The sequence below is a fragment of the Pseudomonas tritici genome, assembly GCF_014268275.3.
Taxonomy (GTDB): domain Bacteria; phylum Pseudomonadota; class Gammaproteobacteria; order Pseudomonadales; family Pseudomonadaceae; genus Aquipseudomonas; species Aquipseudomonas tritici.
The window spans coordinates 426,736-443,324 of the sequence record NZ_CP077084.1 but is presented as its reverse complement, the minus strand read 5'-3'; the positions used below and the strand labels follow the sequence as shown (position 1 = coordinate 443,324).

General features: G+C 56.0%; 17 protein-coding genes and 1 pseudogene. 3 read left to right on the top strand and 15 right to left on the bottom strand.

From position 1 onward, the window contains the following. Nucleotides 1-56: 56 nt before the first annotated feature. From HU722_RS01880 to HU722_RS01860, 5 genes are all read right to left on the bottom strand, one after another. On the bottom strand, nucleotides 57-1,685 hold the full coding sequence (locus HU722_RS01880; protein WP_065890185.1) for a vWA domain-containing protein: 1,629 nt from the start codon (nucleotides 1,683-1,685) through the stop codon (nucleotides 57-59). Between the two features lie 385 nt (nucleotides 1,686-2,070). Next, nucleotides 2,071-2,721, bottom strand: a complete 651-nt coding sequence (locus HU722_RS01875; RefSeq protein WP_049710663.1) for a DUF799 domain-containing protein — start codon at nucleotides 2,719-2,721, stop codon at nucleotides 2,071-2,073. Then, complete coding sequence (locus tag HU722_RS01870; protein WP_065872772.1) at nucleotides 2,718-3,080, bottom strand: DUF4810 domain-containing protein; 363 nt, start codon at nucleotides 3,078-3,080, stop codon at nucleotides 2,718-2,720. The genes HU722_RS01875 and HU722_RS01870 overlap by 4 nt, the downstream gene beginning before the upstream one ends. A gap of 29 nt (nucleotides 3,081-3,109) precedes the next feature. Further along, a complete protein-coding gene (locus tag HU722_RS01865) occupies nucleotides 3,110-3,790 on the bottom strand; it encodes a CsgG/HfaB family protein (protein WP_065879707.1) in 681 nt (226 codons plus the stop codon). A 39-nt stretch (nucleotides 3,791-3,829) separates the two neighbouring features. After that, nucleotides 3,830-4,411, bottom strand: coding sequence for a hypothetical protein (locus tag HU722_RS01860; RefSeq protein ID WP_065879706.1), 582 nt, complete (start codon nucleotides 4,409-4,411; stop codon nucleotides 3,830-3,832). 271 nt (nucleotides 4,412-4,682) lie between these two features. Between HU722_RS01860 and HU722_RS01855 the strand changes: the two genes are divergently transcribed. Together HU722_RS01855 and HU722_RS01850 are read left to right on the top strand one after the other, a co-directional pair. Then, nucleotides 4,683-5,294: a hypothetical protein gene (locus HU722_RS01855; protein WP_065872769.1), complete on the top strand. Its 612-nt coding sequence runs from the start codon at nucleotides 4,683-4,685 to the stop codon at nucleotides 5,292-5,294. 16 nt (nucleotides 5,295-5,310) lie between these two features. After that, nucleotides 5,311-5,898, top strand: coding sequence for a hypothetical protein (locus HU722_RS01850; RefSeq protein WP_012721599.1), 588 nt, complete (start codon nucleotides 5,311-5,313; stop codon nucleotides 5,896-5,898). Nucleotides 5,899-5,995: 97 nt separating this feature from the next. Here the strand turns inward: HU722_RS01850 and HU722_RS01845 are convergent, their stop codons facing one another. The 10 genes and pseudogenes from HU722_RS01845 to HU722_RS01800 all read right to left on the bottom strand — a co-directional run. Further along, complete coding sequence (locus tag HU722_RS01845; protein WP_065879704.1) at nucleotides 5,996-6,430, bottom strand: RDD family protein; 435 nt, start codon at nucleotides 6,428-6,430, stop codon at nucleotides 5,996-5,998. Between the two features lie 7 nt (nucleotides 6,431-6,437). Further along, entirely contained in the window at nucleotides 6,438-6,911 is a 474-nt protein-coding gene (locus HU722_RS01840; protein WP_049710670.1) for an RDD family protein, read from the bottom strand. A gap of 32 nt (nucleotides 6,912-6,943) precedes the next feature. Then, entirely contained in the window at nucleotides 6,944-7,360 is a 417-nt protein-coding gene (locus tag HU722_RS01835; RefSeq protein WP_083213949.1) for a hypothetical protein, read from the bottom strand. Further along, nucleotides 7,357-8,145 carry a signal peptidase I gene (lepB, locus tag HU722_RS01830; RefSeq protein ID WP_064054205.1) on the bottom strand — a complete coding sequence of 263 codons (789 nt, stop codon included), beginning with the start codon at nucleotides 8,143-8,145 and terminating at the stop codon, nucleotides 7,357-7,359. Before lepB ends, HU722_RS01835 begins: the two co-directional genes overlap by 4 nt. 39 nt (nucleotides 8,146-8,184) lie before the next feature. Continuing rightward, on the bottom strand, nucleotides 8,185-8,340 hold the full coding sequence (locus HU722_RS01825; protein WP_175405783.1) for a hypothetical protein: 156 nt from the start codon (nucleotides 8,338-8,340) through the stop codon (nucleotides 8,185-8,187). Nucleotides 8,341-8,479: 139 nt separating this feature from the next. Further along, entirely contained in the window at nucleotides 8,480-8,950 is a 471-nt protein-coding gene (locus HU722_RS01820) for a lytic transglycosylase (RefSeq protein ID WP_065879702.1), read from the bottom strand. A 118-nt stretch (nucleotides 8,951-9,068) separates the two neighbouring features. Then, nucleotides 9,069-9,887: a hypothetical protein gene (locus HU722_RS01815; protein WP_139113188.1), complete on the bottom strand. Its 819-nt coding sequence runs from the start codon at nucleotides 9,885-9,887 to the stop codon at nucleotides 9,069-9,071. 181 nt (nucleotides 9,888-10,068) lie between these two features. After that, a complete protein-coding gene (locus HU722_RS01810) occupies nucleotides 10,069-10,752 on the bottom strand; it encodes a transposase (RefSeq protein WP_083213948.1) in 684 nt (227 codons plus the stop codon). Between the two features lie 622 nt (nucleotides 10,753-11,374). After that, nucleotides 11,375-11,737, bottom strand: a complete 363-nt coding sequence (locus HU722_RS01805; RefSeq protein WP_083207087.1) for a hypothetical protein — start codon at nucleotides 11,735-11,737, stop codon at nucleotides 11,375-11,377. Next, nucleotides 11,734-15,894 (bottom strand): annotated as a pseudogene (locus HU722_RS01800) (hemagglutinin repeat-containing protein); the annotation flags it as partial. The pseudogene HU722_RS01800 and the gene HU722_RS01805, both read right to left, overlap by 4 nt. A gap of 332 nt (nucleotides 15,895-16,226) precedes the next feature. Here HU722_RS01800 and HU722_RS01795 point away from each other — a divergent pair. Next, entirely contained in the window at nucleotides 16,227-16,484 is a 258-nt protein-coding gene (locus HU722_RS01795) for a hypothetical protein (RefSeq protein WP_065872837.1), read from the top strand. The last annotated feature ends 105 nt before the right edge of the window (nucleotides 16,485-16,589 follow it).

Below are 16,589 nucleotides of genomic sequence, written 5' to 3'. Positions count from 1 at the left end.
ACCCTTGTGGGAGCTGGCTTGCCAGCTCCCACATTGGATCGTCGTTGCCTGCGCGATCAGTGTTTGAGGCCCTGCGCCAGCTCTACCAGTTGCACAAACTCGCTGCGCAACCCGAACGGGTCATCGCCTCGGGCCGAGCGGGCCAGCGCGGCGGTGTCTTGCAGGCTCATGCTGCCAGTGTAGCGGCCATCGCCCTTGAGCTGTTGGGCGAACGCTGCCACGGCCGCCGCGAAGCGCAGGTCGTCGCTGGCCTTGGTGGATTCGTTGCTGATGGGCCGCTCGATCAACTGGCTTTCACCGCCCCCGGCGGGCTTGTAGCGCACACGCAACATCGCCAGCTCACCGGACTTACCCTCGCCTGCAGGCGCAGCGGCATAACGCAAAGGCTCCAACCACCCCTTCTCGCCCTTCGGCACAATTTCGTACAACGCAGTTACCGTGTGCCCTGCACCGATTTCACCGGCGTCGACTTTGTCGTTGTTGAAATCCTCACGCTTCAGGGCGCGGTTTTCATAGCCAAGCAGGCGATATTCGCTGACACGCGCCGGGTTGAACTCCACCTGCAATTTCACATCCCGCGCGACCACGGCCAGGGTCGAGCTGAGTTGGTCGACCAACACTTTGCGGGCTTCGCGCAGGTTGTCGATGTAGGCGTAGTTACCGTCGCCCGCGTCGGCCAGTTGCTCCATCAGGTGTTCATTGTAGTTATCCACGCCAAAACCCAGGGTCGTGAGGGATACGCCGCTTTTGCGCTGCGACGCGGCCATCTGCTTAAGGCTGTCGAAGTCACTGATGCCCACGTTGAAGTCACCGTCGGTGGCCAGCAGGATGCGGTTGATGCCCTTGTCGATAAAGCCTTCGCGGGCCATCTGGTAGGCCAGTTCGATGCCGGATGCACCGGCTGTGGAGCCACCCGCAGTCAGCTGGTCGATGGCATTGCGGATCTTCACCTTGTCGCGACCCGAGGTGGGCTTGAGCACCACGCGGGATTCACCGGCATAGACCACCAGCGAAACACGGTCCTGTTCACGCAACTGATCCACCAGCAATTTCAGGGTGCTTTTTACCAGCGGCAAGCCTTCGCGGCGGTCCATGGAGCCAGACACGTCCACCAGGAACACCAGGTTAGCCGGCGCCAGCTGCGCTACCGCGCGGTCAGAGGCCTTGATGCCGATACGCAGCAGTTGAGTGCGCGGGTTCCAGGGGGTGGCGGCCACTTCGGTAGTCACGCCAAAGGGTGATCCATCGGTGGGCAGCGCATAACTGTAGGGGAAGTAATTGACCATTTCCTCCAGTCGCACAGCGCCTTCGGGCGGCAGGCTGCCTTGGTTTAGGAAACGCCTTACGTTGGCGTAGCTGCCGGTGTCGACGTCAGCGCTGAAGGTGGACACGGGCGTTTCAGCCACGCGATGCACCGGGTTGTCCGGCAGGTTTTCGTACTGTTCGCGGGGCTCGCTGCGGTACTCCATCACAGCCGACTCCTGCATACGCATGGGTGCAGGCATCGCCATGCGCTTGACCATCGCGCCTTGGGCCGGCGCGCTTTGCAGCTCAGCGACGGGTGCGGGCTCGACAGGCGTCGACACATCACTGGACGTAGACAGCCCACAACCGGCCAGCGCCACCAGCAAGGTAACGGCAAAGCCCTGGGCAGCAGGACGCAGGTAGAGCAGAGGACGGGACATGGGCTGAACCTCGTGAATGAATGATCCGTTCACAAGGTCAGACGCAAGGTGTGGGGGGTTCGGGTTAAATCTCGAATAACGGCTCAATCATTGTGGGAGCGGGCTTGCCTGCGATGGCCATGGGAATCTACACCTCTTCAATGTGAGAGTGCGTAGCAGCTGTCGAGCCTTGGCGAGGCTGCGTCAGCGGTGTGTCAGACAGACCGCAAACGCAGCCTCGCCAAGGCTCGACAGCTGCTACGCCGGGGATCGCTCAAGATGTGTAGATACCTATGCTGCGATGGCGGCGATACATTCAGCGTTGGTATTGCCTGACAGTCCGCTATCGCGAGCAAGCCCGCTCCCACATGTTGATCCTCGGTGATTTCAGAACCAGGCTATTACCTCAGTCCGTACCGTACTTCGGGTTACGCGGACCGTACAGGATCCCCGCACGCTGCCCCGGCGACAGCAGGCGCGCGCTGGTGATACCGGCAATCGGGTGCGCCGCATCGGTGGAACTGTTGATCACTTGCTTGACCGCCGCCGTGATCAGCATGCCGACCAGGCCGCCGCCGTTGTTGTTGCCTTCCTCGCTGGAAGCATGCGCCGAGCCGGTCCACAGGGTGGTGCCGGTGCGCAGGTCGACCAGTTTGGCCGAGGCCGTCACGGAGGTGTCGCTGGAGATCAGCATGTACTTGGTGCCGTAATTGGTAACGGTGATGTACAGCGCCGCGTCCGCACCAAAGATGTCGTGCAGCTTGGCCGGTGCCACGCCCTGGATATCGTTGGCGGTGGTCAGGCCGTTCTGGCGGAAGGTTTCGTCCACCAGAGCGATCGGCAACACGTAGTAACCGGCTTCGGCCAGCGGGTAGGTCACTTGCGAAACCAGGCTGTAGGACGCCTGCACTTCCGGCGATTCATTGATCGGCGGCAGTACCAGGATCGACTTGGGTCGCGCCTGTTTGTACGCCGTGTAATCAATCGTCTTGGGTGCCGCGCAACCGCCGAGCAAAGCCAGGGCCAGCAAGGCGCCAGTGAGTTTTAACAGGCTCATTTAGTGGCAACTCCGGTCTTGGCGTTTTTCAGCAGGAAATCCATGTAGGCAGCGGACTCAGGGAACAGCGCCTTCTCGGTGCGAAACTCCTGCACCATCTGGTCATCCTTGCCCATGCTCAGGTACAGCATACCCAAGTGGGCGTGGTAACCCGGCGGGGCCTTGCGGCCGCTGGCGTTGATCTTTTGCAGATCCCGCTCCAATGCCTCGACCTGCGCTTCCTTGGGCTCGCCCTTGAAGTACTCGTAAACCTGCGGCTGGTAGCTTTCCCATTGATACAGGGGCTGGGGCGCCGTCTGGCACCCAGCAACCGCTGCAACTGCTGTCAGCATCAGCGCCAACTTAACTGCCTTGCTCATCCTTGTACTGCTCCTTGAGGTGCTGCTGATCAGTTGCGTGGGTTCCAGGCGCCGGCGTTGATGCCGTCGACGAGGCGGTTGATGGCTTCGCGCATGGCCAGGTCGAGGACCTTGCCATTGAGGGTGGAGTCGTAGCTGGCGGTGCCGCCAAAGCCGATGACTTCACGGTTGGACAGCGCGTATTCACCGGCGCCCTGGGTGGAATACACCACTTCGGAGGTGCTGATGTTGACGATATTCAACGCGACTTTGGCGTAAGCCACTTGTGTCTTGCCACGGCCAAGAATGCCGAACAGCTGGCGGTCGCCGGTTTCTTTGCGGCCGAACTCGGTTACGTCGCCGGTCACTACGTAGTCAGCGCCCTTGAGCTTTTGCGCGGTGCCTTTGATCGCGGCTTCCTGGGAGATTTCGCCCATGTTGTCGCGGTCCAGCACGCTGAAGCGGTTAGTCTGCTGCAGGTGGGTGATCAGGATGGTCTTGGCCTGGCCACCGAGGCGGTCGACACCGTCGGAGAAGATGCCGCGCATGTAGCTGGAGCGGTTGTCGAACTTGCCCACGGCAATCGGTACACGCACGCCGGAATAGGCGACGTTGGCGCTGGCGACTTGTTCCACCGGCAGCGCGCGGTTGCTCTCGGTGGCGCAACCGGCCACGGTCAGCAGCGCTGCGGCGGTGAGGCCGGACAGCAGGATTTTGGACAGTGAGTTCACAGGGTGCTCCTAAGTGGGGAAATCCAAAGCGATTAGCCGCTATCGAGAAGGGATATCTTGCAGGTCGTCGACAATGTATTGGCTCAGCCCACCAGTGAAATGTCGCTCGACACTGGCGTTACCGGTATTGGTGATGATGCCGCCGATGGTCTTCCATTGCTGCACCTGGCCCACCCAGTTGTTGGGCACCAGGCCTGGCCGGTCGTGGGCAAAGCGCAGCACTTGGGCGCCGGCTTTCTTGACCTTGACCTTGTAGCCGAAATCGATGCTTTGCAGGATGGTGCCGTCGTCGATGACTAAATTGGACAGCCCGCCGTTGGTGTCGATGATATGGCGTACGTAGACGATATCCACGTCCAGCAAATAATCGGCGGTTTCCTTGCTGGTGGCGTAGCGCTTGGCGTTGAGCAGGCGGTTGACCAGGTCGACGCCGAGTTCCTGGCGAACCTTGTCGTCGGGCATGAAATGTTTGCTTTTGCCGCCCACTTCAACGTCGAAGGTGTCGACCCAGTAGGTAGCCGTCTTGGGAATAGTGACCGGCGCCGGGGAGATGTAATACGCCGGCTTGGAGGCACAGCCCGCCATAAGGCAGGCCGCGAGGAATACGGCAAACAGGCGCATGTCTGAATTCGTCCCTGAAAAGTATCGTGCTTTAAACAATCGCGGCATTTTACGGAGTTGAAAGCCGTTCTCAAGTTGTTTTGACGCCCAAGCTGCGCCGTTTTACTGGCGCTTACGCCCAAGTCCGCGGCGAAATGCCCTAAGGCATTGTCAGCAAAACAAAAACAATGATGGCTATTAGCCTGCACCGATCAAATAAAAAATGCATGCTCAAGTTATGCCCGTGAAGGACGAGACAGTGGCTTGGTTCGTTCATTTATAGGGATATTGCGTGTTGAAAATCCTCTTCCGGGCGGCGGCGCTCGTCGCCGCGTTATCCATGACCGGCTGTGTGTCGTACACCGTCACTGGCCCCATCGGCGCCCCGCTCCATCCGGCCTCCAGCAGTAGCTCGCGCAGTGCGCAAGTCGCCGATGTGACGGTGAATGCTGCCGACGTCAACGAGGCCAACAAGACGGCCATCAGCCGCTCGCTGACGGCCCAGATCAACCAGTACGTGCGCACGGCGGGTTATTTCAAGCAGGTCACCGAGTATCCGGTACGCCTGGGCGAGCACGACGTCACGCTCAAATTCAACATGACCTCCCTCAAAGGCCATCGCGCGCCGCACCCTGCGTATGTGCCGGGCGCGCTGCTGACGCTGACGATCTGGATCTGGGTCAACGGCCCGATCTACGTGGACAGCTTCGACGTAGCCGGCGACCTGGTCATCGTCGACCGCAACGGCCAGGAACTGGCTTCGGCGAAAGAGTCGATCAAGTTCGAACACAACGTCGGGCTTTACAGCGGCCAGTATTGGGCGCCTTCGATGGGCGGCCAGCAACTGACCAAGCTGGTCGCGCAATTGCTCGACACCGCTACCGCCAAACTGGCGAAACCGTAAATTTAAGGAGCAACACATGAAAGGATTGATCAAACACTGCCTGGTCCTCGCGGCGGTCTTACTGACCGGTTGCGTTTCCTACTCGCAGCACGAGCTGCCGGCAGTGCAAACCTGGCCACCAACCGCTAACGCACCGGCACAAAAGCCGACGGCGTACGTGCGCACCACGGCGCAAAACCACGTCAACGGTGGCCCAGGCAACGCGGCAGTGGGTGCCCCGGTGGTGCTGTGGGAAAAGGCTGTGGCCGACACCTTCCAGCAGTCCAACCGCTTTTCGCGAGTGAGCACCGACAAGGTTGACTCGGACCTCTACGTGGATGCCACCCTGCACAACAATGAAGAATACAGCCCGGTGTCAGCGTTTATTACCGGCTTCACGTTCTGCATCATCCCCACCACTGCGAAGAACATCTTTACCCTCGAAACGGTGTTCAAGGACAAGGACGGCAAAGAGTTGGGCCGGGTCAAAAAGAGTGAGTCGGTGCGCACATGGGTGCATCTGGTGCTGATCGTAGGCCTGCCTTTCCAGACCGACACACGGGAAGTGGTCGAGGCGTTGACGCGCAGTACGCTGGATGAGGCGGTGCAGCGCAAGTTACTGTAAGGCCTGTACGTCGGCGGATATCCAGCTGACGCACCTCAATAAAAATGTGGGAGCTGCGAACCGCCGCTCCCACATTGTTACAGCCATGCCGCCCTGCTCAAGTGTTGATCACAATCGTCTTGGCCAACATATCGCCCAATCGACGGCGCAACCCGAACAGCACAAAAAGCCCGTCCAGCATACTGAACAGCAGCTTCGGAAAATTACGCAGAAACGATTGAAACAGCGTGCAGTTCGTTGGATACGGGTAACCCACCACCGCCGTGCGGCACACCCGCTTACCCAGGCTCTGGCCTTTGGGCAAGGCATCGCAAAACAGAAAGTACCCGAAGGCTAAAAACATCAGCACATAGCGGATGCCATCGAAAAACAGCGGGCCCACCACTGAGTGCAAAGACAGATACGCGTAGTCCAGGTTGCGGATCAAAAACAGCAGGAAAAACACCACGGCCATATCGATGACATAGCCGAGCAGCCGCCTGAACGGGCTGGCGAGGTTCCAGGTTTCTGCCGCCGATGCTGAATCGTTCATAACGCGCTTATCCCCTGCCTTTGTCATAAATATCCGCCAGGCTGCGAACGCTCGTCAGGTTACCGGTCTGGATCACGATGGTCTTGGCGAACATGTCGCCAAGGCGTGTCCTGGATTCCATGAGGATCCACACCCAATCGATGACCACCAGTGCACCGGAGTTACGCGTGAACGACTGGGAAACGCTGCAACCCTTGAGGGTCTTGCGGTCCACCGTGGCAATGCTCAGCAGGCGCTTGCCCAGGCTCTGGCCGTTGGGGAGTGCATCGGCCAGCAGGAAGTAGGCAAAGCCCGCAAAAAACGCGCAAAGGAAACCAGCCTTGGGCGTCACCCCTGGGACATAGGCAGACAACGCCCCGGCGACGAATTTGACGATGAAAAAGATCAGCACCGCGATGGCGCAGTCGATGATGCGTGCGGCCAGGCGACGGCCGATGCTGGCCAGGATTGTGGGGCGTTTAGGGGTGTTATTTGCGTCCATACAGGATTACTCCAACTTCAAAGTGATTGCGTCTATTCCGGGCGGGTGCAATTGCGCTCCCAGCCTTTTTCAATCGTGCCGCCGTACTTTTCACAGGACGCCCTTTCCAACAGAGCGTCCAGGGAATCGCGCCCAGGCTCAACCCACAGCAGGCCGAGCAAGTAGGCCGCCGCGGCCGCGAGCACCAGTATCGCAGCCATCCGAGTCAGCATGAATCGAAGCGTTGCTGCGGTTGTGCGCGACCGCTCAAACACGAACGCGAACAACAGCCCAATGCCGCACCACACGAAGCCTGCGACTGCCACGCCCAACGGCGTCGAACCAGGATCGAGGTAGGCCCAGGCCAGCATGACTACCGTGGCGCTGGCGCACATCACCAACAGGCACAGCCACTGGGCAACCCGACACCCGATGCTGAAAAAGCGCGCCGAGCGCATTTGAGCATTCACGGGAACGTCATACCGATGCGTGCCCGCTCTTCGGAAAACCAGATGCCTGTGACCTTACCGACCACCTCTTCAACGGCCACCTGTCCCATAAAGCGGCTGTCATTGCTGTTATTGCGGTTGTCACCCAGCAGGTAGACGTGCCCTGGCTCGACCTTGAGCGGAGCCAACTCCATCGACGCCGGCCCATTCACACGGTCTGCCGGCGCATGAAACAGGCCGAGGTTTTCACCGTTGCGGATCAGTTCGCCGTTGACGATGGCCAACGTATCTCCCCCAACACCCGCCACGCGCTTGATCGCCTCAGTGCCGTTCCAGCGATACACCACGATATCGCCGACCTTCGGCGCACCGGCCTTGAGGTCGGCCACAATGTAGTCGCCCACGGACACCGTCGGCGCCATCGAACCGGTCGGAATGTAGTAGTTCTTGAACCCCATCAGCGGCCCCCGCAGGACCTCCAACAGAATGAACGTGATCACGATCAACACGCCGACGTATAGCGCGTGGAACCGTTTGCGCGGCACGCCCGCCGGGCCGGTGTAGCGACGGGCCAACACTGCCGATACGATCGCCGAGCTGAGCTTGACCGCGATAATCCAGCCGAACAACACATACAGCCCAATGGGCGAGGCACTCAGGCCGAACACGCCGAGCAGCACCACACCGCCGTACAACAGCGCGGCAACCGAAATGGCCCACTTGATACGGCCCACGTAGACAAGCCCCCAGCCGGCCACCAGGCAGGACATCAGGAAAGCTTGTAGGGAGAGTTTTACGGGTTTCATTGATCATCCTTAATAATGCAAGTACGCGCGTTGCGCATATTACTGTGCGGCGCGCCAATCCACGTAACCCTTGACCGCCGCTAACTGGCTCAAAATGAAGCTGGAAAAATCTTCGAACAAAACCGTTGCCCCATCCAGTTCAGGATCAATTTCTACGATTGCCCAATCGTTCTCTGCATCGAATGCATAAAGCACACCGCTCCCACTGCCAGTGGAAATAGGGGTCAGACCACCATTAACGTTAAATTTATATGGATTTCGCTAAAAACGTGGCCCGACCCCGATCCCTCCACATTAAATAAATCCGTCACGTTTACTTCCTAAATCACCCCCCTCACCGATTAATATTTATTACACCTGAATAATCACCAAATTTCGGTGCAACTTCGTAGTTCCCTGCCGGTTCAAAGGTTGATTGAGCATCTTCAACCGTATAGGGAATCATCCTCTCACGCCTAACGACAAGACCACCCTGCCGTCCAAATATATAAGTTGTTCCAAAAGCGACCTTGCCCCCCTCGAATTCACGGTGGGTGGCCATCGAGAGAAAAAGTTGGCTTTCGTCTAAGTAGTGAAATTGATAGGTCAGATACTCATGGCCTCTATCGTCAAGAAAACCGACGCCAACCATACCCTTATCTATCAACATTTCAACAAAACAAGAAGGCGTTGATTCCGACCCAATTAGAGCGGTATATGACTTACCTGCCTGATGCTCGGCCCGTGCCGTGGACTCATTCATTGGTTCTATCGCGCATTTTTTTGCACGGAACCAGGATTTGCTATAAAAGACTGGCATGACCATTAATAGGTATTCCCTTTGGTATATCTGATGGCAGCATTAAAGGGGCAGATTTATTAAACAGCTTGTAAATAAATCAGTCACCTTTATCCGATCCCTTAACCCCGATTCCCCTTCACTTTTAATATGCCCCAGCATCCAAATCCGCAATGGACAACCAGTAAGCAACAACCGCGTCAAACGCCTTATCATCGGCGCGCTCCTGCAACGCAACCAGTGCCTGCCGTGCATCGCCGATGGACCAGCCAGTGGAGTTCAGAGTCAGCCATGCGCAGTCAAGGCGTCCCGCTTGCATAAAATCCTCGAACAACGGCTTTTTCTCGCGCTCAGGATCAAACCAAGTGGGCAGTTCCACGCCGTTCGGCACTGGGATGTGCTGGTCGACAACTTCAAAATAGCAACTGCTTTCCCACCAATTAGGGATTGGGTCGAACGGGTTCGGAAAGTTTCCGGTATAACGCTTTGCACCGTCAGAAATACTGGCCAGTGGCGTCAACGTCTTGAACGGTTCAACGTTGGCGAAGCCTTTGGAGTCGTCGCCAGTTTTCAACGACTGCGCATCCAATGCTTCCAGGCAATCAAGCCCCACCGCCTTGGCGAACTGCTCAAGTTCGGGCGTGACACCCTCCTCAAGACTCATCGACATCATTGCGAGCACGCCCATCAGTTGCGCAGGCGTGCGGGCGATCTCTACGGTCATTCGGTCGATGCCAACATACATTTTTACGAAGGTGGGTTCACGATCAACAAACCAGTGCTTCCAGTACCCAATATAGGTAGGCCAAGATCCGTCACTCCATATCGGGATCAACGCAGGTGGAAACCCATACCACTCGGCAGGGGCTCGCAGTGTGCAGATGGGCGTGCCGATGCTTCCATCGGCGCATGCCACCAGCGCGTCGTGTAACCCCAGGGCTTCTAATGCCGTTTTAACGTTCATGCCTTCACCGTTTTGGCGCCAGAGGCGTCGACCACTCGGGGATCTCCAGAAATAGGGGCCAGACCACCAATATACATTGGTGCACTAATCGTGGTCTGCCCCCAACTCTTAGCAGATCAACGAACATTAAAAAACCAAAGAACGGGGAAATAGGGGTCAGAACACAATTGACATTTGAAAGTCATCTCTTTGGTCGGCCAGCGAATCCTCTAACGGTTCGCTTACCCAAAGCTTGTGCTATCTGCGACGCAAACTTTCCCGTTCCGAATACGTAATTTCCATTTGTAGCATCTCTGATTTGGTCGATTACTTCCTGCTGAAGCTCATCCTTGAAAAGACGACGATACGCCTCAGCCCTCTGATCGACATTACTACCCAATTCTTTATAACAATCATGAGGCGTTGTAAGTGCTGAAGTTTCCAGCTCTGCATTTGCTCGGTAGCTCGTCCAACGATACTCAGCGGGATGATCCACCATTCCCGCTCTGACGGGATTCATTTCTATGTAACGATAACAGGCCATCAAATAGCTTTCGTGTTGCACCAAACAAGAACGATAACGACCTTCCCACAGAGTTCCCGTTCGTTGATAAGTACGATTTATATTTTGGACATAACGCTGACCAAGTCCTTTCATTAACGAACAAGCACTTAGAGCGGTAGTTGGAGTCAGTAACAAATGCACGTGATTCGTCATGAGACACCACGCGTGAATTTTGCAGCCATGCGTTTCCGACAAGAGCTTTAAGAGGTGGATATAAAAAATATAATCATCTTCTGAATAGAAGCAAACCGAACGATTATTTCCGCGCTGTATGATGTGCAGCGGAAGACCTGGTACCAACAACCGAGGACGACGAGCCATAACAAACCCCTGATTTCTGAAAGAGATCAGCTTAGTCGTCTGCAACAAAAATAAAGGAAGATAATGATTTCAAAAAATAAATCAAATTTTTAAAGAGCATAATTTTTATAAATAGCGAAAACCGTTAGATACATTAATTAAACATCACAAAAAAGTTAAACCCTTGTATGGATTTCGCTGAAAACGTGGTCTGACCCCGATTCCCACCCAATGTGAACGTTTTGGCTGGGAAAATAGGGGTCAGACCACCAATATACGTTTTAGCAGTAATCGTGGTCTGACCCCTATTTTCCAGTGACTGGCGTATAGGCGGTTGTAAACTCCATCATTAATTCCCACCCTATTTTTCTCCTGAAACAAAATCCGGACATGGTACTTTTGGCATATTGTCGTAGGCCTTCAACACTGCCTGCAAAGGTATCAGAATTAAAGGGGACAGATTTATTAATAGCCTACCGATCAGCGTCACATTTAAATAAATCCGCCCCCTTTATCCCTGCGTAATGATTCCATACACCTGACCCACCTTCCCACATGCACCCCACATTACAGGGGAAAGATTTATTTAATAGCTTACCGCCAAACGAAAAACTTAAACAATCCTCCTTTATCTTTACACAAACTAACTCATACTATAATAACTATAAAGATCCGAATCCGGCCAAAACTCATCATATGCGGTCAATAGACTTCGAAGGGCCTCACTACGAGGATCTTCTGAAGGGTTCATTTTTGAAATTACAAATTCTTTTATTTCAGGCCACTGCAACTCACGCATGCAAAATGCCACAGCTTCAAATGGCGAGTTCCTAGATGTTAAAATCAGTTTAAATCTATCTATAAACCACTCTCTATAGTCCGGATGTTTTTTTACAAATTCTAAAATATTTAACAATGACATCTCATAGGAAATTTCCAGCTCTTCACTAAAAGCGGCCATAGCTACATCACAAAGAATATCAAACTGTTCAATAATGTCATTCATTTTGGCACCCAAGCACCTTTTCTTGGATTACCAGGATCTGGCACCCAGACTTTCTCTATGTATTTACCAGTCACATCAAGTCCTTTTTGAGAGAACGCATTTTCTGCTGCGATCTGTGCAGCGCGACCGGAAGGTTCATAATGCCCAGAAGTGTTATCTATATATTTAACTTCCCCGCGCACAATTTTCACCTCGCCAGCTGCAATAACGGGTTTACTATTCGCAAGGTCAATTTGACCTCCACCTACCTCATTAAACTTTCGCCCGATTACTAAGTTACCATCTTCAAGAACAACATAGTTATATGTTCCTATACCTTTAGTCAACTTTGTATCTGCGATAAGTGTTGGAACAGCTGTTGGATGATCTGGGAATTGATTTAGAAAATTAGGCGTCGCTTGACTTTCTACCGAACCTGCCGGCGTTTTCACTCCTTTGGCAAAATCTGGACCGCCTGGTAGAACATTCCTTTCAATCGGAATACCCATCTCCGAGTCCGCCTGCCCCCAAAACATTCCCTCGTTTTTAGCAACCGCACCTTTAGCAGAGCCTGCAACCGACTGCCCCTTAAACACGCTCGGCAACCCAGCAGCCGAAGCGTTCAAAAGCCCAAGGAAAATGTTTTGGGCGCCGTCGCCCGAATCACCCTTGTAGGTCTGCACCCCACCATAAGTAGCCTGCAATATGCCACTTTCAGCCGTCACCAACCGTATCGCCAAGCCCATGCCCCCGCCCAGCACATACAAAGCCGGCGTACCGATTGCAGCTTCTCCTTCGTAGTTCTGTCCGATGCGCAATGTCTTTTGCGCTTCGCGGTAAAGCTGTTCGTTTTCGCTAGGAGAGCGGTTCATCTGCGCCAACAAGTCGCCGGGATAGAGCCGTTCCAGCGAAGCGTCTTTATTGGAACTGCCAGCCGCGTATGCCACATCGTTGCTTTGCCGCAGAGGACCGGGCCGCATCAGCGCGTAGATGCGACGATCAGCCTCACCCTGACCATACGCCGCAACGAGTGCGTTTTCGTAATCCGCGAGGTAGGCCTGTGCTGCGACTTTATCGGCAGCCGACATCGAGTCTGGGTTGCGGCGCAGGCGCTCAACCAGGGCATTTGAAATCTGATCTCGCTGATCGAGCGCGATAAGCGTCTTTGCGTCCTCGAGGGTGTACTTGTTGCGCTTGAACGAGTCGCGGGCCTTTTGAAGCAAAGACTCGTTGGCTGGACTCAAAAGGTTATTTTCAACCGCGTTCTTACCGACTTGTGCCGCTGCGACCGCATCCAGCGCGCCCTTGCCGGTAAGCGACCCGGAAAGACCACCTGCCAAGGTTGCGAGGCTGGAGATTGTCTGCTTTTGCCCTTCGGACAGTTTTTCATTACTGACATCGCCATACAGGCTTTCCTTGATCAGACGCGCGGTTTCCTCCGCCGCAACAGCACCGGCTGCGCCAGCAAGTGCTGAGTTACCGCCAGCCTTGGCGAGCACAGCACCCAGTACCGCATGGGCCATCAGATTGGCTGTGGGGTCGCCCTTGGTCCTGTCCCTGATTGTTTCTGCCAGATACGGCGCCGCCGCTCCCGCCAACGCGCCCCCGACGCTACCGCCCATGGCCGCTTGCACCACAGCCGTCACCGCCTGGCTGGCTTTCTGGAAGCTGCTGCCGACGCCGTAATCCTGTTGGGCACGAAAGCTGATTTGCTCCGGTGTCGGGTTAGCGACACCGTCATCAATCAGCTTCTGCCGCGTGGCTTTGCTGACGTCGCTGTTGGGGTCGTTTGCTGCCTTGATTCTGGCCTCGGCAATCGCGTCGCCAATGCCCTTGGTCAGCTCCATCGAGCTTTTGACCAGGTCCATGCGCTCTTGCATCGCCTTTTCATCGGGCTTGTCGAGGCGTTGGTTGGCGTTGGCCGTGTCACGGTTCAAACCGACGAGATCGCTAGCGCCCGCAGGGTTGCGCACTATGATCGTGCCTTCGCTTACCGCACTGCGCGTGTAGCTGTGATCCGAGTCGTTTAGTGCCATGCCATACAAGGGACCTGGCTTGAGTGTTCCCACCCCTCCACCGTAAGAACCGGAGACGCTCACGCCCGCCGACTGGCTCTTGATATCGCTCTTGTTCTTGATATCGCTGACCAGCAAGCGATCCGTGCTGAGGCGGTTCTTGTCAGCGCTGGCTTCACTGGCAATCACCGCGCCTTGCAAGGTGGTGGTCTTGCCGACATTGATGTCGTAGCCGTCTTTACCGGCAAAGAAGCCGCTCTGGTCGGTCACCGCCTGGTAGTCGCTGTTCATTTTCGACGCCGCCAGGTTCGCGGACGCAGAAACGGTGGAGCCTAGGCAGAACGGAGGAATGCAAATGCTCGCGCCAAAACCGGCGCTGTTCTGCTTGCTCTTGGACGTTTCGGAGTCCTGGCGCGACAGGATGTTGAGGTTGCCGCCGATGTCGGCATCAATGCGATCAGCACGCACCTGGGCCCCGGCCAGCGTGGTGTCCTGGCCGCTGCGCAGTACCAGCGAGCCGGTGTCCAGGGTGGTATTGACCTGGGTGACGGAGCTCCCCGAACCCAGGTTTTTGGCGATTTGCGCGCCGAGGTCGAGGGTGAAACCGGTTTGCTCGCCGATGTTGAAGCTGACGCCGATGGCGGTTCGATTGCGCGAGCCGTCATTTTTGCGGTCGGTGGTGTTCTGCGCGCTTTGCAGCAGGATGTTGTTTTTCGCCGACAGCAGGGTGTTGCCCGCTTTCAATGAACTGCCGGTGATCAACAGATCCCCTGCGGTACCCGGCGCATCGCCCGCCGCGATGATCGACAGTTTCCCGCCGGCGTTCAGGCTGCTCTGGTGAGCGGTCTGCGCGGCATACTCGTTGCTGCTTTTGGTGCGGGTGTTGGCCAGTTCGGTGCCAATCTTGATCATAGAACCGGAGGAACCACCGCCGGTGTCGTCATTGCCGTTGATTTTATTAGCAAGGTCGCCCATCTGATTATTGAGGTTGTAGGCCGCCAGCGCAGCCTGGGCGATCTTCACTGCCTTCAGCCGTGGGTCGTCGGCACTACGCGACGCCTTGGCTGCATCGCGCATGCTGGTGGCGGTGTCGACGATCATGCCACCCACTACACGCCCAACCGCCAAACTCCTGGAACTGTCCTTACTCGTCTGACTGGCCGTCTCCATTCCCGAAGTAACGGTGACATTCGCCCCGCTCAACTCCATGTTCTTGGTGCTCACCAAATCACTGGCCACCACCTTCAACTCACGCCCCGCCGTCAGCGACACGTTGCCCGCGCTAGAGCCAATCGTGCTGCCGGTCAAGGTCATTTCATTGGCTGTGCCGTTGTGTTTGGAGCTGTTGATGTACAGCTTCTGGTTGCCGGTCATGTCGTCCAGACCGAGCTTGTTGCCGGTCAACACGCCGGTGAGGTCGCGGTTCTTCTCCTTGTGCATGTCGGTGCGGGCGAAGGTGTTTTGCGCCGCGTCGATGGTCAGGTCGCGGCCGGCTTGCACGGCGAGGTCGCCGGTGCTGACCAGGTTGGAACCGGTGACCGTGGCGTCGCGCTTGGCGGCGACGGTGACGGTTTCGCCGGAGACCATGCTGCCCAGGGCGGTGGTGCGTTTTTCGTCGACTTTGTCTTGGACTTTGCTCGACTTGAGGCCGCCCCAGCTGCTTTTGCTTTCCTTGCGTTCGTGGCGGGCGCTGTCTGAGTTGCTGACGGCGAGAATGCTCACATCCTGGCCCGCGACCAATTGCGTCGCACCTTTTTCGGCAGTGACTGAGCTGCCCGCCAGCAGCAAGTTTTCACCGGCCACGACGGTGCTGTTTTTGCCAGCGCTGACGAGGCTGCCGACGTTGTTCACGGCGTCGGTTTCATCGAGGCGGAATTTCTTGCCCTGGGAAGTTTTCTTGGTCTTGCTGTAGAAGCTGTAGTCCTGGTTTGCAGCAGCCTTGAGCTCGAGGTTTTTGCCGGAGACCAGGTACGCTTCGTTGCCGGCATTGACCTGGCTGGCGACCAATTGCAGGTTCTGCCCGGCGCTCAGGGTGGCGTCGCCGCCGGCCTTGATCACGCTGGAGACTTGCTGCACGTGGTCTTCGATGCTTTTGATCTTTTTCGAGTTGTAGGTCGAGTGCTGTTCGTTGGCTGCCGCGATGGCGTTGAGGGTGGCGATCACGTGCAGGTCGCAGCCGGCTTGCAGAATGACGTGTTGGCTTTTTGATGCCTTGCGCGTTTTTACGCTGAGGACTTATAGTCCGCCGGTCGCCCACATGGCGATTCAGGTTTGGCGACCTGACGGTAGAGAATGCGCAAGCTGGGAGCTTTTTTGCAGCCACTTGCGCGCCTGCAAAGTCGTCTTATGACGGCTGTGCGCGGGAGACCTTCGGGTCTGCCGGTTTTCTCTACTGCCGGTTCGCCAACCTGCGTACAGCTGTCACCCATTCGTTTGGCGACGTTTGAGTGATGGCATTCATCACTTAAGTAGAGAGTCCAAAAATGAATAGATACATGCCCCTGACAGGCCACGATTCAGCTATCCCGGCGCTGCTGATCGACACGCAAGCGCCCCTTGATGTTCTCTATGACGCCGCCACGTACCGCATTCGTGCGGTGACTCAGTTTTTGGAGAACCTTGCGTTTCGGGAGGAGATCAGCAGTGATGCGATTGTGCTGCACGACTTTGCACTGTTGTTGGCAATTCCGCTGAGAGATGGGTGTGATTTGCTCGATGTGATTGGGCGGAAGTTGAATTCACAAAATTCATAAATAAAAATGGGCGGTTATTTTCATAACCGCCTTATTTGAAGCATTTCACACAGATAAAAATAAAAACTCAATTTTTAAAGAACGCAATATTGCCAAGCAAGCTCC